General features: G+C 67.2%; 19 protein-coding genes and 2 pseudogenes. 12 read left to right on the top strand and 9 right to left on the bottom strand.

What is annotated here, in order from left to right; all coding sequences use genetic code 11:
- Positions 1–7: 7 nt before the first annotated feature.
- The 4 genes from OUO20_RS16445 to OUO20_RS16430 form a co-directional block, all read right to left on the bottom strand.
- Positions 8–1135: a sulfite oxidase gene (locus tag OUO20_RS16445; RefSeq protein WP_268002184.1), complete on the bottom strand. Its 1128-nt coding sequence runs from the start codon at positions 1133–1135 to the stop codon at positions 8–10.
- An 87-nt stretch (positions 1136–1222) separates the two neighbouring features.
- Positions 1223–2098: an SDR family oxidoreductase gene (locus tag OUO20_RS16440; protein ID WP_268002183.1), complete on the bottom strand. Its 876-nt coding sequence runs from the start codon at positions 2096–2098 to the stop codon at positions 1223–1225.
- Complete coding sequence (locus tag OUO20_RS16435; protein ID WP_018771927.1) at positions 2099–3103, bottom strand: aldo/keto reductase family protein; 1005 nt, start codon at positions 3101–3103, stop codon at positions 2099–2101.
- A gap of 54 nt (positions 3104–3157) precedes the next feature.
- Entirely contained in the window at positions 3158–3817 is a 660-nt protein-coding gene (locus tag OUO20_RS16430) for a hypothetical protein (protein ID WP_268002182.1), read from the bottom strand.
- A 162-nt stretch (positions 3818–3979) separates the two neighbouring features.
- On the opposite strand from OUO20_RS16430, the gene OUO20_RS16425 reads away from it, so the two are divergent.
- Complete coding sequence (locus tag OUO20_RS16425) at positions 3980–4378, top strand: YchJ family protein (RefSeq protein WP_268002181.1); 399 nt, start codon at positions 3980–3982, stop codon at positions 4376–4378.
- On the opposite strand, the gene OUO20_RS16420 is transcribed toward OUO20_RS16425, so the two are convergent.
- From OUO20_RS16420 to OUO20_RS16410, 3 genes are all read right to left on the bottom strand, one after another.
- The gene (locus OUO20_RS16420; protein WP_018771924.1) at positions 4379–5212 is read right to left on the bottom strand and encodes a TIGR04086 family membrane protein; all 834 of its coding nucleotides are present in this window, start codon (positions 5210–5212) and stop codon (positions 4379–4381) included.
- 64 nt (positions 5213–5276) lie between these two features.
- Positions 5277–7277, bottom strand: coding sequence for an acyl-CoA dehydrogenase family protein (locus OUO20_RS16415; protein ID WP_223993028.1), 2001 nt, complete (start codon positions 7275–7277; stop codon positions 5277–5279).
- A gap of 61 nt (positions 7278–7338) precedes the next feature.
- Positions 7339–7641: a hypothetical protein gene (locus OUO20_RS16410; protein WP_026266177.1), complete on the bottom strand. Its 303-nt coding sequence runs from the start codon at positions 7639–7641 to the stop codon at positions 7339–7341.
- Positions 7642–7910: 269 nt separating this feature from the next.
- Between OUO20_RS16410 and OUO20_RS16405 the strand changes: the two genes are divergently transcribed.
- From OUO20_RS16405 to OUO20_RS16390, 4 genes and pseudogenes are all read left to right on the top strand, one after another.
- Entirely contained in the window at positions 7911–9368 is a 1458-nt protein-coding gene (locus tag OUO20_RS16405) for a DUF3375 family protein (protein WP_268002180.1), read from the top strand.
- Positions 9361–10173 carry a DUF4194 domain-containing protein gene (locus tag OUO20_RS16400; protein WP_268002179.1) on the top strand — a complete coding sequence of 271 codons (813 nt, stop codon included), beginning with the start codon at positions 9361–9363 and terminating at the stop codon, positions 10171–10173. The genes OUO20_RS16405 and OUO20_RS16400 overlap by 8 nt, the downstream gene beginning before the upstream one ends.
- Positions 10170–13641, top strand: a pseudogene (locus OUO20_RS16395) (ATP-binding protein). Before OUO20_RS16400 ends, OUO20_RS16395 begins: the two are co-directional and overlap by 4 nt.
- A 184-nt stretch (positions 13642–13825) precedes the next feature.
- Complete coding sequence (locus OUO20_RS16390) at positions 13826–14488, top strand: hypothetical protein (RefSeq protein ID WP_268002178.1); 663 nt, start codon at positions 13826–13828, stop codon at positions 14486–14488.
- Between the two features lie 54 nt (positions 14489–14542).
- Here the strand turns inward: OUO20_RS16390 and OUO20_RS16385 are convergent, their stop codons facing one another.
- Positions 14543–15037 carry an FBP domain-containing protein gene (locus OUO20_RS16385; RefSeq protein ID WP_018771917.1) on the bottom strand — a complete coding sequence of 165 codons (495 nt, stop codon included), beginning with the start codon at positions 15035–15037 and terminating at the stop codon, positions 14543–14545.
- Positions 15038–15395: 358 nt separating this feature from the next.
- On the opposite strand from OUO20_RS16385, the gene OUO20_RS16380 reads away from it, so the two are divergent.
- From OUO20_RS16380 to OUO20_RS16350, 7 genes and pseudogenes are all read left to right on the top strand, one after another.
- The gene (locus tag OUO20_RS16380; RefSeq protein WP_268003453.1) at positions 15396–16478 is read left to right on the top strand and encodes an iron-siderophore ABC transporter substrate-binding protein; all 1083 of its coding nucleotides are present in this window, start codon (positions 15396–15398) and stop codon (positions 16476–16478) included.
- Positions 16479–16491: 13 nt separating this feature from the next.
- A complete protein-coding gene (locus tag OUO20_RS16375) occupies positions 16492–17571 on the top strand; it encodes a FecCD family ABC transporter permease (RefSeq protein ID WP_268002177.1) in 1080 nt (359 codons plus the stop codon).
- Positions 17571–18599: pseudogene (locus OUO20_RS16370) on the top strand (FecCD family ABC transporter permease). The gene OUO20_RS16375 and the pseudogene OUO20_RS16370 overlap by 1 nt, the downstream one beginning before the upstream one ends.
- 1 nt (position 18600) lies before the next feature.
- Positions 18601–19413: an ABC transporter ATP-binding protein gene (locus OUO20_RS16365; RefSeq protein WP_268002176.1), complete on the top strand. Its 813-nt coding sequence runs from the start codon at positions 18601–18603 to the stop codon at positions 19411–19413.
- 59 nt (positions 19414–19472) lie between these two features.
- Positions 19473–20495 carry a siderophore-interacting protein gene (locus tag OUO20_RS16360; protein WP_268002175.1) on the top strand — a complete coding sequence of 341 codons (1023 nt, stop codon included), beginning with the start codon at positions 19473–19475 and terminating at the stop codon, positions 20493–20495.
- A 180-nt stretch (positions 20496–20675) separates the two neighbouring features.
- Positions 20676–22871 carry a CBM96 family carbohydrate-binding protein gene (locus OUO20_RS16355; RefSeq protein ID WP_268002174.1) on the top strand — a complete coding sequence of 732 codons (2196 nt, stop codon included), beginning with the start codon at positions 20676–20678 and terminating at the stop codon, positions 22869–22871.
- Between the two features lie 99 nt (positions 22872–22970).
- Positions 22971–23816 carry an SGNH/GDSL hydrolase family protein gene (locus OUO20_RS16350; protein WP_026266174.1) on the top strand — a complete coding sequence of 282 codons (846 nt, stop codon included), beginning with the start codon at positions 22971–22973 and terminating at the stop codon, positions 23814–23816.
- Between the two features lie 14 nt (positions 23817–23830).
- Here OUO20_RS16350 and OUO20_RS16345 read toward each other — a convergent pair whose 3' ends face one another.
- Positions 23831–24136: a YciI family protein gene (locus OUO20_RS16345; RefSeq protein ID WP_268002173.1), complete on the bottom strand. Its 306-nt coding sequence runs from the start codon at positions 24134–24136 to the stop codon at positions 23831–23833.
- Positions 24137–24178 lie beyond the last annotated feature (42 nt).

Below are 24178 nucleotides of genomic sequence, written 5' to 3'. Positions count from 1 at the left end.
ACTAACTTCACTCCACCGTCACGCTGACCCGCTGCACCACGTTGTTGCCCATCCCCTGGTAGTTCCAGTTCTGTTCCAGGGGCTGGGTGGCACCAGTGACGTCCGTGGCGCGGCAGGCCAGGACGTGCTCGCCGGGGTCGGCCACCCAGGGCAGGCTCCACCTCCGCCACGCGAATCCGCCGGACGGCTTGTCCAGATGGGCCGGCAGCCAGGTGCCGTCAATCCCCACCTCGACGGCGGTCACGGCGCCTTCCCCTGACCAGGCCCTGCCTTCCAGCATGACCGGGCCCGGGCGAAGGAACCGTTGCCGGGTGAAGAAGTCCGGAACGCCCGGCGGAACCATCAACGAACGCACCCTGATCCGCGTGACCGGCCTGCCGGCGTCGTCCGCGGAACTCTGGTAGCGGTAGGCGGACTGCTGCTGGAACCCGGTGAACGGCGCCCGGACCACGTCGATGGACTGCAGCCACTTCACGCTGGCCATGCCGTACCAGCCCGGCACCACCAGCCGCAGCGGGTACCCATGCTGCGGCGGAAGGTCGGTGCCGTTCATCTTGTAGGCAAGAACGACGTCGGGACGCAGCGCTTCACGGATCGGCAGGCTCCGCGCGTACTGCTGGGGGACGCCGCCCTGAACCCCGGCATCGGCTCCGGTGAAGACCACCTCCACCGCGTCCGGCAGCACCCCCGCCTTGCCCAGGAGGTACGCCAGCGGCACCCCGGTCCAGTGCGCCGTGCCCACCGCCTCCAGCACCCAGGGCTGGCTCAGGGGCCGCGGTTCCAGGAGCGAGCGGCCGTTGCCCGCGCACTCGAGGGTGACCGGGACGGTGATGGCCGGATCCCTGCGAAGTGCCGCCATTCCCAGCTCCAGGGCACGTTCCACTGCGCCGCCGATCCGCAGATGCCAGGACGAAGCATCAAGGTCGGGAATGTCGAAGTGGGTCAACACGTAGTGAAGCCCCGGCGGCGTGACGTCGCGGCGGAGCGCCTCCAGCGGCAAGGAATGGTTCCGGGCGGCGAGCTGCAGCTCCTCACGCGTCAGTGGACCTGACACGGGCTGCGCGGCCGGGGACAGCACCGGCGCCTGCCCTGCCGCCGGCTCCTGGCCAATGGACTGCTGGTTGCTGTGATTCATGGCGGTGCGATTCTGCTTGGCGTAGTAAAGGTCCCCGCCACAGGTCTACGCCGGGTCCATCCGCCCGTCAACGCATAAAACTGCCCACTACAGCACCGGCCGCGTCAGGAACTCGGCTAGGCTGATGGGGTCCTGGCCGGTCAGCCCGTGGATGTCCGGCGAGAGCCCCGCCATCTGACCGGCGGCCATCGCCGTGTAGGTGCTGACCCAGGCGTCCAGCTGCCACTGCGGCACACCGTAGGAGGCCCGGGACGCATAGGCTTCCTCCACCGTCTCGGGGTGGTAGCTGATGGTGCGCCCGGTCCCGGTGCTCAGCACCTCCGCCGCCTGTGCCAGGGTCAGTTCCTCCGGACCGGTCAGGTCATAGGTCTTGCCCTTGTGGATGGCCGGATCCCGCAGGACCGCATGGGCGCAGCGGGCAACATCCTCCCGGGCCACGCCCGAGAACACGCCGTCGCCGGCAGGCCCGCGGATCACGCCGTCCTCCCCGGCCAGCAGCGGCAGGAAGTCGAGGTAGAAGTTGTCCCGCAGGAAGGTGTATTGCAGCCCGGACGCCCTGACCCGCTCCTCCGTGGCGTGATGGTCCCTGGCCAGGGTGAAGGTGGCGTCCGGCGCGGCACGGTAAAAGGACGTGTACACCACGTGCTCCACGCCGGCATCAGCAGCGGCGTCCACAAATGCGTAGTGCTGCTGCAGCCTGTCTTCGGCCTCCGCGGCGGACACCATGAAGAGGATTTTCGCCCCCTCCAGGGCGCGCCGGGAGGCAGCGCCGTCCCCGTAGGAACACACCACGGGATGGGCGTCATCCAGCTGTGGCGCCCGTGCCGCATCGCGCACCAGCAGGCGCTGGGCGAAGCCGGAGGCGGCAAGCTGCCGCGCCAGCATTCCGCCCAGGCCTCCGGTGGCCCCGGTGACCGCAAGCTCCGGGAGCTCTGACGGGGACAGTTCCGACGGGGACGCCACTTACGCTTCCCGGGTGGCCGGCGACTTGGTCTGTGCGGGGTCCCGTTCAGCAAGGCCACCGACGGCGTCGTCGATCTTCTTGAGGACCTCCGCCTCCAGCTTCACGCCGGCTGCGCCCACGCTGTCGGCAATCTGCTCGGGCCGTGAGGCACCCACGATGGCTGACGCAACGTTGGGGTTCTGCAGCACCCATGCCACAGCCAGCTGCGGCATGGAGAGGCCCGCTTCCTGGGCGATCGGCTTCAGTTCCTGCACGGCTGCCAGGACGTCGTCGCGCATCCAGCGCTGGATCATCTTGGCGCCGCCCTTTTCATCCGTGGCGCGGCTGCCCTCCGGAGCGGGCTGGCCGGGCTGGTACTTGCCGCTGAGGACGCCCTGGGCCATGGGAGACCAGACAATCTGGGAGACCCCCAGTTCCTCCGACGCCGGGACCACCTCGGCTTCGATCACGCGCCACAGCATGGAGTACTGCGGCTGGTTGGAGATGAGCTGGAAGCCAAGCTCTTTGGACAGCTTGTGGCCCTCGCGGAGCTGGTCCGCGGTCCACTCGCTCACGCCGATGTACAGCGCCTTGCCCTGCCGGACGATGTCCGCGAAGGCCTGCATGGTTTCTTCCAGCGGCGTTTCGAAGTCATAGCGGTGGGCCTGGTAGAGGTCCACGTAGTCCGTTTGCAGCCTCCGCAGCGAGCCATTGATGGACTCCATGATGTGTTTGCGGGACAGGCCAAGATCGTTCTTGCCCTTGGGGCCGGTGGGGCCAAAGACTTTGGTGAAGATTTCCAGGGACTCGCGGCGCTCGTCCTTCAGGGCCTGGCCCAGGACGGTTTCCGCGGCTGTGTTGGCGTAGACGTCGGCGGTATCGAAGGTGCTGATGCCGGCGTCGAGGGCAGCCCGCACGCACTGGGTGGCAACGTCGTTTTCCACCTGCGAGCCGTGCGTCAGCCAGTTGCCGAACGTGATTTCCGAGACTTTGAAGCCGCTGTTTCCGAGGTATCTGAATTCCATATGTTCACGCTAACCCAGATGGTTGCTCAGGGTAAGGGCTTGGCCGTTTCTCCCTTACGGCTTGGGGCGCGGATCCTGCGCCTTCTCCTTGAGCACCTGCTGCGGGCCGGCTATGGAAACCAGGGACCCGGTATCCAGCGGCGGTACCGGATGAGGCGGCTGGGGCTTCTTGAAGGACCTGGGCAGCTCATGCGGCGGCCGGTGGTTGTGCAGGGCGGACTCCACCAGCGGGGCTACCTCGGACACCTTGTCGGCAGGGACGGCCGGGTCTGGAAGGTCCCGCACCGACAGTTTGATTTCGGGCGCCGCGGCGCGCGCCCTGGCCTGGGCGCGCTTGTCGGCCTCGGCGACCGCGGAGGCCCAGTCCTCAGCGAGGACCGGGGGTTCATGGCGGGCGGCGGCAAGCTTGGGATGGCGTTCGACGGCGGTGCGGAGCGACTTTTTCGGCCGGTCCGGCTTGAGTGCGGAGGCCCGAGCCCGGAGCGGCCTGCGGGCTTGGTCCGGATTCACGGGGGCGCCGGCGGTACCGGGAGAATCCCTCCTGCCGGGAACGCGCCCGAACAAGGCCATCAGCACAAGGGCGGCAAACCGGCACAGGCCCGCGAGCACCAAGGTGATAACGCCCAGCAGGAAGAGGACCAGAAACATAAGGAGCGCAACGCCCACCGTGCCCAGGAATGTCAGGTTGAGGACGAGAGTGTCCGGGTTCTCCACGTCTTCTCTCCTCTCCAATCAACATCCTGGGCCGCCCCGGCACTCACGTCCGGCGGCAGGCTCCTTCTCCACCATACGGATTTTTATCAGGCGATGCCGCCGCCTGCCCGGCACGGTTCGAGGTTGTAGCGAAGCTGTTACCGGATATGGCAGCATCACCGGATGACCGAATCGATGGAGTCCGCGAACTGCACGTGCCTGTCCGGGGAGCCGTACGCCGAATGTTGCGGCAGGTTCCTTTCCGGCCGCGCATCTGCAGCCACTGCCGAACAGCTGATGCGGTTACGCTACAGCGCCTTCGTCCGGCTGGATGAGGACTACCTGCTGCGCACCCACCATCCGTCCACCGCGCCGGCCAGCCTGGACCTGGACACGGCCATGGAATGGCGCCGCCTGGACATTGTGTCCACCAGCAACGGCGGTCCCTTCGATACCGAAGGGACCGTCGAATTCAAGGCCTACTACCGGCAGGGCCGGGAACGCGGGGTCCTGCACGAGAACAGCAGGTTTGTCCGGGAGTATGGCCGGTGGCTGTATGTGGACGGTGACATCCTCGCCTGACTACTCCCCGTCGTCGTAAAACTCGCTGTCCGGGGTGAACCCGGCGCGGTCGACCTTCCGGTGGAACCGCATGCCCGCCAGGCCGCCCAGCAGCGCGCCGACAAGGGCGACTGCCGCCACCACGATCGCGGCGATGATGCTGGTGGTGGTCAGCTGTCCCTCGTTGATTGGGATCCGCGGGAAGCTGTTCAGGTTGGCCAGAACGTTGAACTGTTGCCCGGCCACCAGGCCCAGGATGGCCACCACAACGGCTGCGATCAGCGCCCAGATCCAGACCATGAGTCCCTGCTTGAGGCCGTTGAAGCGGGCCATCCGCCCGGCCACGTAGCCGCCGCAGTAGTAGGAGAGGAAGAGGATCACCAGCAGCACGATGATGCCCACCAGGCCAACCGTGCCGCTGTTCTGCGCCGCCTGGTTCACGGCCTCGTTGACGTCGGTGTTGCTGGCCAGGCCCACGGCGGTTCCGGCGGCTGCCACCAGTGCGGTGAGGAGCACGGCCATCCCGGTGGCGGTCAGCCATCCGAAGAAGGCCGAGCCCACTTTGATGCCGCCAAACCGCTCCTTCTGGCGCGCGACGGCGGTTTCCCGGTTCGCAAGCGTTGGGTCTGCCACCGGTTCCACCACGGGTGTGGCCCTGGTGGGGGCAGGCTGGTATTCGCGCTCCGCGGCGGGGGCGCGGGTGTAGTCCCGCTCCCGCTGGCCGGCCGGCGCCTGGTCCATCGAGCGCGTGGCGGCATCGTCTGCGGCTGCCTCCCGGTAGCTTCCGCTGCGGGCGGTTTCGTCCTCCCGGGCACGCCGGGGAGGCAGGTTCTCTGGTTCCGTTGAGCTGCTCATGGCTCAACTCAACCACCCGCCCCGGGTGATAGCAAGCGTGCTTACTATTTTGTGACCTGCGGCTTTACCGGTATTTCCGGTGCAGGTCCTCCTTCCTGGATGGGCCCGGCGAGGCATCGGCGATCCACGGGCCGGTGCCTTCGGACTGGTCCAGGACCCCTGCCTCAAGCCATGGGTAGTCACCGGCGAGGACCTTCCGCGTCAACGCCCGGTCGGCATCGTCGGTGTTCCGCCACAGCTGGTCGAAGTACTCGTCCACCCGCACCCTGGCCTGCTCGCAGTAGGCGTCGGCAAGCTCGTAGGCGCCGGCAGCCTTTTCCGGGGCGGTTTTCAGCAGCATCTCTGCGCGGGAGCAGCATGCAGTCATGGCGAACAGTTCGGCGCCGATATCCACCACTCGGCCCAGGAACGCCTGCTTCCGCTCCAGCTTGGCCTGCCACCGGCCCATGCCATAGAAGGTCTGCCGGGCCAGCCGGCGCGACGACCGTTCAACGAACCGGAGGTGTTTGGCCAGCCTGCCGAACTCCCCGTAGGAGCGGGGGTCCATGCCGGCGCCGGCCACCAGCTTGGGCAGCCACTTTGCATAGAAGCCGGAGGCGCCGACGGCGGCCTTCGCTTTGTCCGCCATGCTCGCATCCAGCGAAGCAAGGTCGCCGGCGGCAGCCAGGTGCGCATCCACCGCCTCGCGCGCAATCAGCAGCCGCATGATTTCGGAGGACCCCTCGAAGATCCGGTTGATCCGCATGTCCCGCAGCTGCTGCTCCGCCGCTACGGCACGTTCACCGCGCGCGGCCAGTGATTCAGCGGTCTCAAACCCCCGTCCGCCGCGGATCTGGACCAGTTCGTCCGCGATCCGGCAGCTGATTTCCGTGGCCCAGAGCTTTGCGAGCGCGGCCTCGATCCGGACATCCTTCTGCCCGGCATCGGCAAGTTCTGCGGAGAGTTCGAACACGGCATCCAGGGCAAAAGCCGTGGCCGCGATGAAGGCGATCTTCTTGCCGACTGCCTCATGTTCACCCACGGGCCTGCCCCACTGGGTGCGGGCGTTGGACCATTCACGGGCAATCTTCAGGCTCCAGCGCCCGGACGCCACGCACAGCGCCGGAAGCGCCAGGCGGCCGGTGTTGAGCGTGGTCAGCGCGATCTTCAGTCCCTGGCCCTCCCGGCCCAGCCGGTTGGCGGCCGGCACCCGCACCTGGTGGAACCGGGTAACCCCGTTCTCGATGCCGCGCAGGCCCATGAAGGCATTGCGGTTTTCCACCGTGATGCCCGGCGAGTCCATTTCCACCACGAACGCGCTGATGCCGCCCTTGTGCCTGGTGCCGTCCGGATCGGTGTGCGCCGGGACAACTGCCATGACCACCACCAGTTCCGCGATCACCCCGTTGGTGGTCCAAAGTTTCACGCCGTCCAAAAGGTACGCGTCGCCGTCGTCCGTGGGAGTTGCCGTGCTGCCCAGCCGGGCGGGATCGCTGCCCACGTCCGGTTCGGTGAGGAGGAAAGCAGTGACGGCGCCGGCAGCGCACCGCGGCAGGTACTCACGCTTCTGTTCGGGCGTGCCGAACACCTTGACCGGCTCGGGCACGCCGATGGACTGATGGGCGGAAATGAGGGCGCCCAGGCTGGGGTGCACGCTGCCCAGCAGGGCAAGGGCCCTGCCGTAATAGACCAGGGAGAGGCCCAGGCCGCCGTATTCCTCCGGGATCTTCATCCCGAAGACGCCCAGGGCTGCCAGGTCCTTGATGTATTCGTCCGGAATCTTCGCTTCCCGTTCAATGACCCGCCCGGACATGGTTTTGGCGAACTCCGTGAGGCGGGCCATGAATGCCTCGCCCTTGTCCACGGAAGCGGGGTCGGCAGCCGGCCAGGGATGGACCAGGCCCAGGTCGAAACTGCCCAAATAGAGGCCCTTGGCGAAGCTGGGACGGTCCCAGCCGGATTCACGGGCGGCTTCGGCAACGGCCCGGGCATCTTCGGCGGTGGCTCCGGCGCCGATGTTGCCGGCGGGGACGGGGGTTTCTTCAGCCGGGGCGTCTTTGGCCTGGCTGTCAGTTGCGGAGGTCATGGGTTATCTCCTTGGCCGGAATGGCCGGTGTAGCCATGGATCCGCCGGGTTGGAGAACCCTTCAGCTGTCCCTCAAGATTACCCGCGGGTAGGTTCCGGTGCTAGGGGATGGCTGCGCCTGGAAATCGCCGGGCAGTTCCACGGTGGAGGCCCGGTGGACCAGCCGGTCCCAGCCGGAGTTGATCCCGTGGACCACCGCCAGGAGCGTATTGGCCACCACCATCCAGGTGAGCTTGCCCACCCCCAGCAGCGCCAGGGCAACCAGCCCCGCCGAGAGGACGAATGCGGCCAGGACTGCGCCGAACACCAGCGTCCCGATGAAGACCAAGGTGGCTGTTTCCACTGAGCTTAGATCGAACTGCATGAATCCCCCTGCTGCGACGTTGCTTTGCATAAGACTGCGGTGGCGAAGACCAGTAGCAGAAGCGTAGGGGGACAGCTGCGCGGCCAGCCAGACCCGGCACGGGCGGGGGAGCCTGTTGATATGGGATCGAAATGCTACCGGCAGGTAGGTCACGGAGCGGTCGCGGCGGCTGCGTTAACCTTGTAGTTGGCAGTTTTCCGGTTCGTCCCCTGCGTGCCGCCCCTGCCCGGTCCCCGTTCAGCCCCCGTTCAACAGTCCAAGGAGAGTGCGTGCCCCGCTCCGCCAGGTCATCCGCTGACGCCATCAGCGCCCGGCTCCGGGACCTCGAACTCCTCACCAAGGGGCCCGCGTGGGCACTGACGCGTTCGGCGCCCTGGGTGATCGCCGTGCTCCAGGCTTCCTTCACCCGCACCCGGCCGCAGGTGCCGCTCGAGGAATTCCATGCCGACGTCGACTCCTTCCTTGAGGAGCTCCGGCGCCAGGATCCGGGCCTGGGCGGAGGGGCCAGCGGAAAGGCGTTCGGGGATGAGTGGACCCGGCGGCAGTTCCTGACCCGGCGGAACCAGTCAGGCCAGATCGTCTACGAGGCCACCGAGCCTGCAGCACGCGTGCTCGCCTTCCTTGACAGCCTTTCCAGCGAGCGGTCCACGTTGAACGGTTCCCGGCTGGGCACCCTGCTGGGGGACGTGGAAAAGCTCGCCAACGAGACCAACCCGGACCAAAGTGCGCGCCTCGAAGCCCTGGAAGAGGAAATCGAAGAGCGGCAGCAGCTGATCCAGGACATCAGCACGGGCGACTTCGACGGCCTTCTTGACGACGACGAGGCCGTGGAGGCCGCCGGAAACATCCTGGACCTGGCCGCCAGTTTGCCCGCGGACTACAAAAAGATGCGCGACCGGATCGAGGAACTGGTGGGCGGACTGCGCAACCAGATCATCGAGGAGTCGCTGACCAAGGGCGCCACCATGGCCCAGGTCCTGGAGGCGGACAAGCGGCTCCGCCAAAGCCCGGAGGGCAGGACGTTCCGGTCCTTTACCGCCTTCCTGGAGGACCCGCAGCAGCAATTGCGGTTCCGGTCCGCGATTGGGGAGGTCCTGAGCCGCCAGTTCGCGGATGACCTGTCACCTGACGACCGGGAGACACTGAAGAACCTGGTGGCCGAGCTCCGGCAGCAGCACAGCCAGATCCAGCGCATCTACGGCAAGCTCAGCGAAAGCCTGAACACGTACGTCCAGAGCGACGACTTCCGCCAGTCGGTCCGGCTCCGGAAGGTCCTGCGCGAGGCAGAACAGGCCATCCGTTCACTCCCGTACGAGCGTGAACGGCCCGGCCTGGTTCCCGGCCCCGTCCTGTACAACGCAGGGTTTGAGTCACTGTCCATGGTGAAGCTCTTCGACCCCGACGAGTTCGCGGCACCACCCAGGCTGGCCGATCCCATCGCGTTCACCGACTCGGACCGGGTGCGCTCGCCGCGGACGGGCAAGGCCAGGCCCGACGTCGTCCGGTCCGCCATGGCTGGGGCTGCCACGCTAGCCGACGCCTGGCAGCAGCTGCCGCCCGAAGAGCAGCACATCAACACCATCCGCGCGCTGCTGTCCGAGGCCCTGCACGCCGGGGCCGACTTCAACCGCAGCGCCTGGGATGGCCTGGACTTCGAACAGATAGACGGCTCCACCCGCAGGGCCTACCTGCCCGTGGTTACGCTCGCAAAGGATCCACATGACTGAAGTTTCAAACGCTGAGGGCCCAGAGCTGATCGAAGACCAGCCGCGCGGCGAACGGGCGGGGGCGGCACCGGGCGTTGAGCGCCCCTTCGCAGTGTCCCCGCGCGACACCTTCGTCGACGGCGCTGCCCTGTTCCCCGGCGATACCGGCGTCCTGTCCATGAAAGTGCGCCAGGCCCTGGTGAAGCTGTTGAAGGGCCCGTACATCGACGGCGGCCGGGACGAAAAGCTCTGGACGGTACTGCTGGACAACCAGGTGATCCTGCGCAGCCGCCTGTCCGAGCTGTTCCTGACCCTGCAGCTGGACCACGAGCGGAAAATCGCGGTCCTTCGCCCCGTGGACCCGGACGTCATCGGCGGCAGCGCCCGGTCCAGCATCCTGCGCCAGCAGCGTGCCCTCAGCCGGGTGGAAACCATTGTGCTGCTCCGGCTCCGCCTGCTGCTGGACCGGCACGTCACGGCCCAGACCGACCCCACCATCACCCGCGAGGAGATCACGGAGCTGGTGGCGCACTACCAGCCCGCCGGCCAGCAGGACGCCCTGCGCGACTCCGATGTGGTCACCCGTGCCATCACCAAGCTCCTGGCCCGCCAGCTCCTGCTCCCCACCGGACTGGACGACGTCTACACCATCTCCAACGCCCTGCCCCTGGCCCTGCCGTTCGAAAACATCGGCGACATCCCGGCCCACATCGAAGCCCTCGTAGCCGCCTCGGCTGACCAATCAGGAACGGAGCCGCTCCTGGACCTGGAGGACACAGCCGCCGCGGAGGCGAACGGAACCACGTCCGAGGAGGATGACCAGTGACCATCGCAAGCATGCTCCCGCTGGGGGATGTCACCAACCCGGGCCAGATGCGGCTTGCGTTGGTGCAGGTGGTCAACTGGGGGACGTTCCATGGAGCGCACACCATGCACGTTGACCGGAACGGAACCCTGCTGACCGGTAACTCGGGCGTGGGTAAATCCACGCTGTTCGACGCGATGCTGCGGGTCTTCGATGCGCGGCCGCGGTCAAACGAGGCGGCGGCGCAGCGGTCGGGCGGTGCCGTGGAGGACAAGCGGACCACCTTCACGTACATGCGCGGCAAGGTGGGGGACAAGGCGGTGGGGGAGGGCTCGGCGAGTGCGTTCCAGCGCCCGGGTGCCACCTGGTCCGCCGTCGCCCTGACCTTCGACAACGCCGCCGGGACGCGGGTGACGGTGTCGGCGCTGTTCGACCTGCCCAAGAACGGCACGGAGTCCAGCGTGGGCCGGTTCTACCTGATCGACAACGTGCCCCTGGACCTTGAGGCGGTTGAGGGCATCGCCGACAAACGGTTCACCAAGGGCGCGCTTGAGGCGATCTTCCCGCATGCCCAGGTCTTCGACGTGCACAAGGCGTTCGCGGAGCGGTTCCGCCGGCTGCTGGGGATCAACTCGGACCAGGCCCTGCCCCTGCTGCGCGTCATCCAGGCCGGCAAGGGCCTGGGCGGCAGCGTCAACACCTTCTTCCGCGACCAGGTGCTGGATGCCCCGGCAACCCTTGCCGCCGCCGATGACGTGGTGGAGGAGTTCAGCAACCTGATGTCCATCCGCCAGCGGCTGGAGGATGTCCGGCAGCAGCGCGACCAGCTGGCGCCGGTGCCGGGACTGAACCGCGAATATGCGCAGTCGCTGCTGGACGCGAACCGGCTGCGGGAGCTGGTGGGTGGGGAGTTCGAGGCGTACAGGCAGCAGCTCGCCGTCACCGTGCACCAGAAGACGCTGGTCCGTTTCCGCGAGCTGGCGCAGGCGAAGGCGAAGGAACTCGGCGCCGAGCGTGCGGTCCGCGACAACCTGGCCAAGGAACTGCGGCAGCTGGAAACCGAGTACAACAACCAGGGCGGCAACGCGATTTCCGCGATTGAGCAGTCGCTGGAGAACGCCCGGGTTGGCCTGAAGCTGCGGCGCCAGGTGGAGGAGGCGGCGCAGCAGGCATTGGCCGACGCCGGGCTGCAGCTTGAGTGGAGCGCGGCCGGCTGGGAGCAGGCACACGAGCAGGCGGCGGCACGGTCGGCCGAGCTGAAGGATGATTCGCAGGCCCTGCAGGAGCTGCGGTTCGAGGCCTTCGACGCCCACGCCAGCCGCAAGCGGGAGCTGGCGGCTGCCGGGCAGGAACTCGTGTCGTTGAAGACGCGCAAGTCCCTGCTGCCGCCGTCGAGCATTGAAAACCGTGCCGCCATCGCCGCTGCCACCGGTATTGCGGAAGACCGCATGCCCTTTGCCGGCGAGCTCATGGACCTCGCAGACGGCGAGGAACGGTGGCGCCCCGCTGCCGAGCGTGCGCTCCGCAGCCTGGCCACCACCCTGCTGGTGCCCGGTGAGCACTTCGGCGCCGTCACCCGCTACCTGAATGACCACAACGTCCGCGGCGCGCTGCGGGCAGTGGACGTCTCCAAGCCGCTCGCCGGCGGCGCGCTCGCTGTGGAGGACGTGCGCGACGGCGACCTGCTCACCAAGCTGAATATCCTCGAGTCCGGCGCGGCGGCCGAAGCCGGCGGGTGGGTCCGTGAGCGCATCGCGCTGGACTTTGCCTACCCCTGCGTGGAGGACCCGGACGAGCTGGCAGCCCTGGACAAGGGCCTGAGCCTGGGCGGCGTGGTCAAGCGGAACCGCCACACGGTGGAGAAGGACGACCGCTTCACCAGCCGCCAGGACTACGTCCTGGGCTTCGACAATGCCGCCAAGCTGGAACTCGTGGCCGGCCAGGTGGAGGACCTCCGGCAGGAAGTGGCCAAGGCCGCCGAACTGGCGCAGAGCCGCGAGGACTCGCACCAGGGCATGAGCCGCCAGCTCGACGCCCTGCGCCGGATTGCCGAAGACGACCGGCCCTGGGAACAGGTGTCCGCGGCCGTTGCTGCCGATGAGCTCACCAGGATCGAGCAGCGGCTCAAGGACGCACTTGCCGCGCAGGCGGACCTGGAGCCCCTGCGCGCCACCATCGAGGAGGTCCGGCAAAAGCACCAGACCAGCACCGAGTCCGCGGCCGTCCTGCAAAGCGAATACAAGGCATTGGACCGCCAGCTCACGGCTGCGGATTCACTGCTGGAAGCGGCGCGTGACCGCCTGGCCCAGGCGCCGCCGTCGGACGCTACCGTGACGGCGCTGGAACCGTACTTTGCGGAATTCGGCGACGTTACCGAAATGCACGAGCTGGACAACCTTGCCAACCGCGTCCGGACCACCCTGCTGGGCGAACTGCACACTGCTGAATCACGGGGGCAAGGGACAGCCGAGCGGCTCACCCGGATTTTCGAAGGCTTCGTCCGGGAGTGGGGCAGCGCCATTTCGGCGGACCACGGCACCAGCATCGGCGCGGCCAGCGAATTCGAAGCCCGCTACCATGCCATCGTCAACGACGGCCTGCCGGCGCAGGAGGCGGAGTTCCGGCAGTTCTTCAACCAGCGCACGCACGAATCCTTCAGCACCCTGCTGCACCTGCTGGATGAGGAACGCCGCTCCATCACCAGCCGCATCCTGCCCCTCAACGGCATCCTCTCCCAGGTGAACTTCCATGAGGGCAGTTACCTGGAGCTGGATATCAAGCAGACGCTGCCGCCCACTGCCAAGCAGTTCAAGGACGCCATCCAGAACGCCTTGAAGGCCCGCCACGCTCGGCCGGCCAGGACGGACGCCGCCAGGGGGAGGGGCCGGACGGTGACGACGCCGAGCTCACCGCGCGCTACAAGTCCCTGGAGACCCTGGTCAAGAGGCTTGGCTCGCAGGCGCCGGAAGACCGGCGGTGGCGGGCGGAGGTGCTCGACGTCCGCGGCCACCTGTTCATCCAGTGCAAGGAGCACCGGGAAGTGACCGGCCCGGCGGCTGGCAAAAGAAGGGCGGCGGCACGAAGACCGAGGTCTTCATGCACGCAGACACCGGTTCCATGTCCGGCGGCGAGCGGCAGCGGTTCACCGCGTTCATCATGGCCGCGGCCCTGAGCTACCAGCTGGGGATCGCCGAGCAGGGCTTCACCACCTACGGCACCGTGATGATGGACGAAGCGTTCGTGCTCGCCTCCGAGGAATTCGCCGGCGCCGGCATCAAGGCCCTCCACGAATTCGGGTTCCAGCTGCTGCTGGCCGCCCCGGAAAACGTCATCGATCTGTCCCGGCACCTGGGCTCCGTCACCGAGATCCTCCGTGACCGCCGCACCAACCGCTCCGGCGTCCTCACGGCCCCGGTGATCCGGCCGCGTCCGGGGGAGGAAGGAGCCTGGCGCTCCGAGGCAAACCCGGTGGATATCGTCCTGCGCTGAAACCGGATCCAGCAATATAACAAATTGATGGATTTATCGCTCCGGCCGTGGTGGCCGGTCTTTTCGCTGTGCCACTCTGGGCTTTACCAACTCACCTCGCCAGAGTAGATCCCATAGGTACTGCAGGATGCTGGGTCCGCACTTTCTCCGAGAGAACGATGGCGTCCTCTTGAAAGGCACCCCCATGCGCCCACGGCACCCCGCTCCAATCCTCCTTGTGATAACAGCCGCAGCGGCGCTGTCCCTCGCCGCCTGCGCGGACTACGCCCCCGAAGGGAGCGGGGGCGCGTCCACGGAGACTGCCGTTCCGCCGCCCTCGCCTGCTCCCACGTCCGCGCCCACTCCTGCCGGGATGGTGACCTATACCTTCCCCGATGGCCGGCTGTCCTTTGCCCATCCGGCGGACTGGCGCGTGGTACATGAGCAGGTTTCCGCATCACCCCCGGTGGAAACGGCCGCCGTCATTGGTGCCAACGGCGCCGGGCGGGTCAACATCTACTACAGCCAGGTGGGTGACGCCGTGGCCGGTCCTGATGCCAGGTTTGTCCTTGCGGCGGACCCTGTGCCGGGGCTGGTGGGCCACGCAGTTCCCACGCCCCATTCGTCGTTCTTCGCCGATCACGTCAATGGTGCCGTTGAGTACCGCATGGGGCTGACGGCGGGATTGCCGGTGTCACCGGACGGCAAGGTGCAAAACGGGCCCGTCATGCTCGGCGACCGCATTTTGGCCGCAGACGTGCTGTTCACCGGTCCGCCGTTTGCCAATGACGAGGCGGCGAAGGCGTGGTACTGGGGCGGGGACGGCCAAAAACTGAAGGCGTTGCTGATGAGCTTCTCTTACCGCTGAGGCACATGGGGAAGCCCTCCGTCACCGGAGTGATGGAGGGCTTCCGCTGCCCGCCTACTTATTCTGCACGCGGGCCAGGAACTGCGCGGTGCGGTCCTGCAGGCCCTGGATCTGGCGTACCACGACGGCCGCCGGATCGGGGTTGATCTCGTTGGCCGGCGGTTCCTTGCGGACGTTGCCACAACACAGGAAGTCGGCGCAGATCAGGGTCCCCACGGTGTTGCCGTCGCGTCCTGACTGGCCTGCGCGCCTTGCGACCCAAAGGAGCACGTCCTCCTTCGAGAACACATCCCGGCACAGTTCGCACAATACCGAGCGGTTCTTCCTGGCTCCTCCTTCGGGCGCCCGGAGCAGGATGCCCGTGAGGCCCTTGGGGCCGGGAACCACCAAGTACCCGCGCAGCGGCATCTTTTCATCGCGCCAGCCCAGGAACTCCAGGCTGTCCCAGTCCAGGGCGTCGAAGTTCCTGGGCAGTGTCAGCTTGGCTGCTTCTGAGCGGCTGGCGTTGACGAAGGATGAACGGATTTGTTGGGGCGTGACTGATTGCATGGCTGAACTTTCGTAAAGGGTGGGCGGCCCTAAGCCGGGCCGGGGTAACAGGGGAGTCAGTCAGTCTCCGCGGAGCAGGCCAAAGCGGCCGCCCCGCTTCCCATGGCAGCGGCGGCCGGAACGACCTTTTGCATGCGCATTGTTCCCGTTGTTCCGTTTCTGTTCAGCGTGCCCTGGTAAGGGTGACCTGCCGGCAAGGCAATCCTGCCAAATGTGCCCCGCCCTGTCCAAGAACCTGATGGCGGATGTGGCCTTTGTCACGTTGCGGGATTAGGTGACAAAAACGTTGCGTAATCGACATTTACATAGGTTAGCCTTACTTAAGTTTCCAGCAGCCTGATCCAAGGAGCCCCGTGACATCCCCCTCTTTTCCGGCCCTCTCTCCACCCGCCGGACGCTTTTCTCTTCCGCCGGACAGGCGGCTGCGGTGCTCGCCGCGGCAGCCTTGACCCTGTCCGCCTGCAGCACGGGTCCGGCCTCTTCAGTGGCTGGCACGGGCGGCACCGGCAGCAGCACCCAGTTCCCGGTGACCATCGGGCATGCATTCGGCCAAACCACCATCGAGAAGCAGCCCGCGCGCGTGGCGACGGTTTCATGGGTGAACGACGACGTCGCGATTGCCCTCGGCGTGGTGCCCGTCGGTATCCCCAGGAACGAGTGGGGTGGCAATGACAAGGGGTCCACCCCCTGGAAGGACGCGGCGCTCGAAAAGCTGGGGGCCGGATTCGGATCGGCCAAGGCCCCCGTGCAGTACTCGGAGGCGGACGGCATCAACTTCACGGAAATCGCCAAGCTCGCCCCGGACGTCATCCTCGCCGCCTACTCCGGCCTCACCGAGGAGGACTACAGGAAGCTCAGCGAAATCGCCCCCGTGGTGGCGCACCCGGAAGTGGCCTACGGAACCTCGTGGCAGGACTCCACCACCATCATCGGCAAGGCCCTGGGCAAGGAAGCGGAAGCGGCCAAGCTGGTCTCCGACACCGAGGCCACCGTTAAGGACAAGGTCTCCCAGTACCCGCAGATCCAGGGCAAGAGCTTTATCTACGGCAACCTGGAGCCCGCCCGGGGTGACGGCGTCAACGTCTACACCGCCAACGACAACCGTCCCCGCTTCCTCACCGAAATCGGCATGACCCTGGCCCATGTGGTCGCGGAGAACTCCAAGGGTTCCAAGGAGTTCTACCTTTCCTGGTCCGCCGAGAAGGCGAACGAACTGCAGTCGGACATCTTCGTCACCTGGGTTCCCGACGCGTCCACCGCGGAGGCCATCAAGGCTGATCCGCTGCTCGGGCAGATCCCGGCCATCAGGAAGGGCGCCCTGGTGGCCGACCAGGACAACACCCTGACCCTGTCCATCTCGGCGTCGTCGCCGCTGAGCCTGCCGTGGTCGCTGGATACGTTCCTGCCGCAGTTGGCCACGGCGGCGGATGCAGTGAAGTAGGGGCCGCGCCTTCATGGGTACGACGACGGTACGTCCGGCCGCCGGCACGGGCACCCAGGCGCCGGCCGGGGCAGCCGTTGCTCCCCTCTGCGGTGTTGCGCCGGGAACGCGATCCGCCTGGCTGGCCGGCGCCGTCGTCGTGCTGGTGCTGGTGGCCGGGGCATCGCTGGCCGTGGGGGCACGGGAGGTTCCCCTTGCGACGGTATGGCAGGCCCTTTCCGCGTTCGATCCCGCCAACGGTGACCATGCCGTGGTGCTGGCCCGCATTCCGCGCACGGTCCTGGGCCTGCTGGCCGGCGGCGCGCTGGGCCTGGCCGGGGCCGCAGTGCAGGGAGTTGCCCGCAATCCGCTGGCCGACCCCGGCATTCTTGGCGTCAACGCCGGAGCCGCCCTGGCGGTGGTCGCCGGCATTTACATCTTCGGTGTGGCCACCTTCTCCGGCTACGTTTGGTACGCCTTGATCGGGGCCGCTGCTGCCGCAGTGGTGGTATACCTCATCGCCTCGCTGGGCAGCGAGGGAGCCACCCCGGTCAAGCTCGCGCTGGCGGGAGCCGCGCTCAGCGCCGGACTGTCCTCGCTCATGAACATCATCCTGGTCTCCAGCCAGGACACCCTGGACAGGTTCCGCTTTTGGCAGGTGGGCGGCATCGCGGGCCGTGACTGGACCGTACTCCTGCCCGGCCTGCCGATCCTGGCAGCCGGTGCGCTCATCGTGCTCCTGGCCGGCCGCACCCTCAACAGCCTGGCGCTGGGGGACGACATCGCGCGGGGGCTTGGCCGGCGCGTCGGGCCCTCGCGGGCCCTGGTGGCCCTGGGCATCGTCCTGCTCTGCGGCACCGCCACGGCATTGGCGGGCCCCATCGGCTTTGTGGGCCTGGTGGTACCGCATGCCGTGCGTGTCCTCACCGGGCCCGACTACCGCTGGATCCTGGCCTTCTCCCTGGTGGCGGCTCCGGTCCTGCTCCTGGCCGCCGACATTCTTGGGCGGGTGGTGCTGCCGCCGGGCGAAGTCCCGGCCGGCATCATGACCGCCCTCATCGGTGCGCCGGTGTTCGTGTGGCTGATCCGCCGCGGAAAGGGGGCCGGGCTGTGATGGCCAAGGGGGCCGGCAACCGGACCGCCGTGCTGGGCGCCGCCGTCGTGCTCCTGTTTTTCGTATCCGTCCTGCTGGGCAGCTACACGGTGACCGTCCCGGACTTCTTCACCATCGTCTTCAACCATGTGACGGGCGGCGCCAGGACTCCGGGCGCCAGCTTCATCGTGATGGAGAACAAGCTTCCGCGGGCCGTCATCGGCACCATGACCGGGACTGCCTTCGGGCTGGCCGGCGCCCTGTTCCAGACCATGCTGCGGAACCCCTGGCCAGCCCCGACGTCATCGGCATCAGCTCCGGGGCCAGCGCGGCGGCGGTGGTTGCGATTGTCATCTTCGGCGCCTCCGGTGCGCTGGTTTCCGGGGCGGCGCTGGCGGGTGCACTGGCCGTGGCAGGCCTGATCCATGCGATCTCCAGCGGCGGTGCCACCCGCAGGGCAGGCCGGGGAGCGCCGCCGGAAACCGGCTGGTCCTTGCCGGCGTCGGGATCGCTGCCGCCCTGCACGCAGTGGTCAGCTTCCTGATGACCCGCGCTGACATCCGCACTGCCGCCGACGTCCTGGTCTGGCTCAATGGATCCCTGAACTCCGCCAACTGGGACCGGGCCGGAGTCCTGTTCCTGGCGCTCGCGGTGCTGGTTCCCGCCGTTGTGCTCATCGCCGGTCCGCTCCGCATCCTGGAGCTGGGTGATGATGCCGCGGCCGGGCTGGGGGTCCGCGTCAATGCCGCACGCCTGGCGCTGGTGGTCATCGCGGTATCCCTGGCGGCAGTTGCGACGGCAGCCGCAGGGCCGGTGTCGTTCGTCGCCTTCCTGGCCGCTCCCATCGCCCGCCGCTTCGCCGGCAAGGCCAGCCTGCCGGCGTCGGCCCTGGTGGGCGCCCTGATTGTCCTGGCGGCAGACTATGTCGCCGCCAACCTGGCCCCCTGTTCCTGGACGGCACCGTCCTGCCGGTGGGTGTTGTCACCGGCGCGCTCGGCGCCCCCTTCCTGCTGTGGCTCCTGGTCACGGCCAACCGAAAGGATGCCTGACGTGGCAGTTCTCGAAGCACGCGACCTGACGCTCACGTACGGCCAGCGCTGTGTGGCGGACGGGCTCAACGTCCGGATTCCCGAGGGCAGGGTGACCATGATCGTGGGTGCCAACGCGTGCGGAAAGTCCACCCTGCTGCGCGGGCTGTCCCGGCTCCTGAAGCCCGCCGGCGGCACCGTGACCCTGGACGGCAGGGACATCCACACCCGTCCGGCCCGTGAACTGGCCCGGACCCTCGGCCTGCTTCCCCAGCACCCCACCGCCCCGGACGGCATCACCGTCCGAGACCTGGTGGGACGCGGGCGCTACCCGCACCAGGGTTTCTTCCGGAGCAGGAGTGACAAGGACGACGCCGCCGTGCAGCGCGCGCTGGAAGCCACCGGGACGCTGGACCTCGCCGGGCGCGACGTGGACGAACTGTCCGGCGGCCAGCGGCAGCGGGCCTGGATTGCCATGGCACTCGCCCAGGAAACCGACGTCCTGCTGCTGGACGAACCCACCACCTACCTGGACCTGGCCCACCAGGTGGAGGTCCTGGACCTGGTAACGGACCTCAACCGCAGACGGGGTATCACCGTGGCAATCGTCCTGCACGACCTCAATCTGGCGGCCCGCTACGCGGACCACGTCATCGCCATGAAGGACGGCACCGTGACAGCGGTGGGGTCCCCGCGCGAGGTGGTGACGGAAGGACTGGTCCGCCACGTCTTCGGCCTGGAGAGCCGGGTCATCCCGGACCCCGTTTCGGCCACCCCGCTGATCATCCCCATCGGCCGCCACCACACTGCCTACGAACTGGAGCCCGTCCCATGACGACCCGCGACACCGCCCGAGCACAAACGGCAACTGCACAACCGGCAAGTGCCCAGCCGATGACCACCCAGCCGATGAGTCTCGCCTTTGAGGTCACCGTTTCCTCCGTCCAGCAGCTCAGCCCCACCTTCCGCAGGATCACGTTCGGTGGCTACGCGCTGCGTGACTTCGGCGTCCGAGGCCACACCCTGGACCTCCGGATCAAGCTCCTGATTCCGTCCCTGGCCCCGGACGGCTCGCAGCTGCCGCTGCCGGCCGTCAACACCGGCCAGCCCGGCTGGTATCGGGATTGGCTGGCCATGGACCCGGAGGTGCGCGGCTCGATGCGGACCTACACCGTCCGTGAGGCGCGGCTGGACGCGGTCTATCCGGAGATCGACGTGGACTTTGCGATGCACAAGGACGGGCCGCACAACAGCGGGCCGGCCGCGGACTGGGCCCTGAAGGCCAAACCCGGTGACGCCCTCACCATCATCGGGCCCAACAACCGTGCCGCCCACTGCATCACCGCCGGGACATACTCCGGCATCGAATGGCGGCCCGGCCTGGCCCAGCGCATCCTCCTTGCCGGTGACGAAACCGCAGTCCCCGCCATCTCCGCCATCCTCGAAACCCTCCCGCCGTACATGAGCGGGCACGCCCTCCTGGAGGTTCCCCAGGCCGGCGACTTCCTTGACCTGCAGTCCCCGGCGGACATCGAGATCACGTGGCTTGCCCGCGGCGCCGTCATCGGCCGCTCCCGGCCGCACGGCCAGCTGCTGCAGGAGGCCGTACGCACAGCAGTCCCCGTGCCGGGCTGGGTGGGCATCAAAGCGGACGGCGGCGGCGCCGGCCCGGAGCCCGAAGACGTCAACGTGGACACGGACATCCTCTGGGAAACCCCCGCACGCCTCGAAACGGGGGACATCGGCGCCGCCGGCAACCCCGGAATGCCCGCCGGCGCCATGCCCTTCTACGCCTGGATCGCCGGCGAAGCCGCCGTCATCAAGGACCTGCGGCGCTACCTGGTGCGCGACGTGGGGATGGACCGGAAACAGGTGGCCTTCATGGGTTACTGGCGGCAGGGCAAAGCCGAAGGCTAACCCCGGCCCGCTCGGCGCCTCCGCGCAGTAACACAAATTTTCAGCAATTGCCAATTAAGGAAATTGCTGTGTCACAGGGTGTGACACGCGTATGCTTCGGATATTTCAACTGGAACATTAAGGTCTCATTCCATGAAAACTATCCTGCGGCCAGCTGTTTCCGTCCTGACACTCTTAGTCATGCTCGCCTCACTTGCCGTAGTGGGCAGCGTGGCGAACGCGGTGGGAGCGCTGACATTCGCGCCGACCGCCGACAGTTATGTCCAGGCCGACCGGCCAACGGAGAACTTCGGGACCAGTGTGCGTTGGTCCACGGAGGGCCGGACAGGCATCTCGCGGAGCAGTCTCCTGCGGTTCAACGTCCAGGTCCCCGCCGGGGAACACGTCGTCTCGGCAAAGCTGCGGGCATATTCTGAGGCGGCGGCAACGTCGACCGAGTTTGTGGACGTTTACACCACCAGCGGCACATGGGCCGAAACGGGCGTCACCTGGAAAAACGCACCGGCCCGCGGGAGTTGGCTGGCCAAGGCCGGCGGGTTCGCCACGGGGGCCTGGGTGGAATGGGACGTTACCAAGGGCGTCGGCGCCACCGGCGGCGAGCAGAACTTCCGGCTCGAATCCAGCGCGCAGAAATGGCTGGGCTTCAAATCGAACCAGGCCCTGGACGCGGCACTCCGCCCAAAGCTGGTGGTCACCACCGCCGCTGACGCCGTGGTGACAAGCCCCGCCCCGACGCCAACCCCCACCCCTACCTCCACCCCTGCGCCCGCGCCCGCTGATGCGGGCGGAGTCCAGGCTGCTGCCACGCAGAACTGGGGCGCACCTGTGGCCGGGGACGAGTTCAACTACACCGGAGCCCCGGACGCCACCAAATGGAGCGTGTACAACAGCGCAGGGCACGCCGGCCAAGGCATCCGCAGCCCGCAGCAGGTAACAGTGGACGGTTCCAAGATGGTCATGAGCGGGACCCCGGACGGGACCACTGCCGGCATGTCCGCGAAGTTCGCCAAACAAAAGTACGGGCGGTGGGAAGTCCGCGCCGCCGGGTCGGGCGACAATGAGTACCATATGGTTTCGATCCTGTGGCCGGACAGCGGAAACTGGCCTTGCGACGGCGAAGTGGATTACGCGGAAACAACGGGTGCCTGGAACGTGATCAACTTCTTCCAGCACTTCTCCTGCAGCAACTCCCAGACAAGGGCCAGCAAGACGCTGGACGTGACCCAGTTCCACAACTACGCAGTGGACTGGTCCCCCGCCGGGATGGTCGGATACGTGGATGGCGTGAAGTGGTTCGAGGACACCGACCCCACCCACGAGCCTCCGGGCAGTATGCACCAGACGCTGCAACTGGACTGGTTCCCTGATTCCACTGCTGACGGTGCTGCGGAAATGCGCGTGGACTGGATACGTGTCTACCCGGCCGCCGGCGGGACGAGCCCCACCCCGACTCCAACCCCCACCCCGACTCCAACCCCGGCGCCTACCACGCCGCCGGCGGGTGATTCCTTCGAGTTCGCCGCTGTTGGCGACATGAACCCGTCAGGAAATACGTCCACGAGTTCAGCGTCCGGCAAGAACGCTGCCAGCATCATCAGCGGCCTCAACGACGGTTCGTTGGATAATTTCCTTGCCATCGGCGACTTCCAGTACGACAAGGGGACCTGCTCGGCGCTTGGAGCGTGGAACACGCTGTGGGGCGGGTTGAAAGCCAAGACGTACTGGACCACGGGCCCCAACCACGATGTGGAGCCGGGTGTGAACGATGACGTGGACCGGTTCATGGACGGCCAGTGCGTCAACGCCACCAAGTCCGCTACCAGCACCACTCTGGGCCGGTTCCAGGATGCGCTGGAGTGGTATTCGTTCGATAAGGGGAACTGGCATATCCTGGTGGCGCCCACGGCCACATGGCGCTACAACGTGGCCCGGGCGCAGGCGATGACCGCCGAAATGGACGCTGACCTGAAGGCGGCCAAGGCCGCGGGGAAGCATCTGGCGGCCGTCTACCACGACCCGTATTTCACGTCCGACACATCCAGCCACACGCGCTTCACCCAGGCGAAGCCCTGGATCGACATGTTCTGGAACAACCGGGTGAAAGTCCTGCTGTCCGGGTCCCAGCACAACTATGAGCGGACCTGCCCGGTGAACAACGCCGACCAATGCGTCCCCGACGGCATGCAGCAGTTCCAGGTGTCCACCGGCGGTATCGGCCTCCGATCGTTCGCGAGCAACCCGGCCTACGTCCAGCGGAAGTTCAGTGATACCTGGGGCCACCTGAGGATGAGCCTGAAAGCGGACGGCTCCTACACCTGGGAGTTCCGTCCGGTTTACGGAGGAATGCAGACGGACAGCGGGTCCCGGACGCCATAAGCGCTCCACCGGATCCCGCAACGCTTTCCCAGGCTCCCGCTCACTTACTGTTCATCCCGGCGTCGTCCTTGCTTTTCCCAGCGCCGCTACGTTGGGGCGGTGGTGACTGGATCCTTGCTTCCTGACTCCGGGCGGCGGGTGTTTGTGGCCCTTGGCGACTCCTTCACCGAAGGCGTGGGGGACCGGGATGAGCGGCTGCCCAACGGAGTGCGGGGGTGGGCCGACAGGGTTGCCGAGAAGCTCGCCAAGGCGCAGCCGGGGTGGAAGTACGCCAACCTGGCCATCAGGAGCAAGCGGCTGCGGCACATCATCGACGAGCAGCTGGAGCCGGCACTGCGGATGCGGCCAACACTGGTGACCCTGTACGCCGGCGGTAACGACATCCTGGACCTGAAGACCGATATGCCCGCGCTCATGGCGGACTATGAACAGCTTGTTGCCCAGCTCGCCGGCACGGGGGCCACAGTGGTCCTCTTCACGGGGTTCGACGTCAAGGTTTCCGCGCTCCTGGAGCCGTTGAAGAAACGCAACGCCTACTACAACCAGCGGGTGCGGGACATCGCGGAAAAGTACGGGGCCGTGCTGGTGGACTACTGGTGCCTGGATGCCTTCCACGACGCCAGGATGTGGGACTCTGACCGGCTCCACATGTCCAAGGCCGGGCACAAATACCTGGCCGGGCAGGTGCTGGACCAGCTGGGCGTGCCGCACAAGATCAAACCCAGGGACTGGGAGCCACCACCAAGGTTGGGCCTGCGCGAATGGGAACGGCGCCAGCGGCGCTGGGTCCATGACTGGGTCCTGCCGCTCTTTGGCCGCAAGCTCCGCGGGGTGACGCTGGGGGACAGGCTCAGCCCGCGCTGGCCCAAGCCTGTGAAGGTGCCGCGGAAAGGTGGCCTGAAGAAGCTCGCCGCAGAAGGGTACGACGGCGGCAGCCCACCCTAGCGGCCTGCGTCACCTTAGGTGGTTTGCGCGGGCGGGGTGTCCAACAGGTTTTCGAACCCCGGGGCCACCCGGCCGGCGTGGAACTCCAGCACCTCGAAGTCGGCCACGCCGTTGATGTAGAACGGGTCCTGCGCAAGGCTCGCGTCAAGGGTTTCCCGTTCAGTCTGCGAGAGCAGCAGCCCTCCAGTGCGGGGAATCTTGCGGCCGGCGGCAATGAAGACACCGTCGTCGAACGCCTTTTGCAGCCAGGCGATGTGGGCGTCGTTGTGGAAGTCGACGATCTCCTGCGGCACGCGGTAGGTGAGGGAGACAACATACATGGGGCAAGCCTACCGGTGCCGCTTCCAGCTACTTGAAAGATC

The sequence above is a fragment of the Arthrobacter sp. FX8 genome (genome assembly GCF_026723805.1).
Classification (GTDB): domain Bacteria; phylum Actinomycetota; class Actinomycetes; order Actinomycetales; family Micrococcaceae; genus Arthrobacter.
Note: the sequence above shows the minus strand (reverse complement) of the source record. Positions and strands in the feature narration are given on the sequence as shown.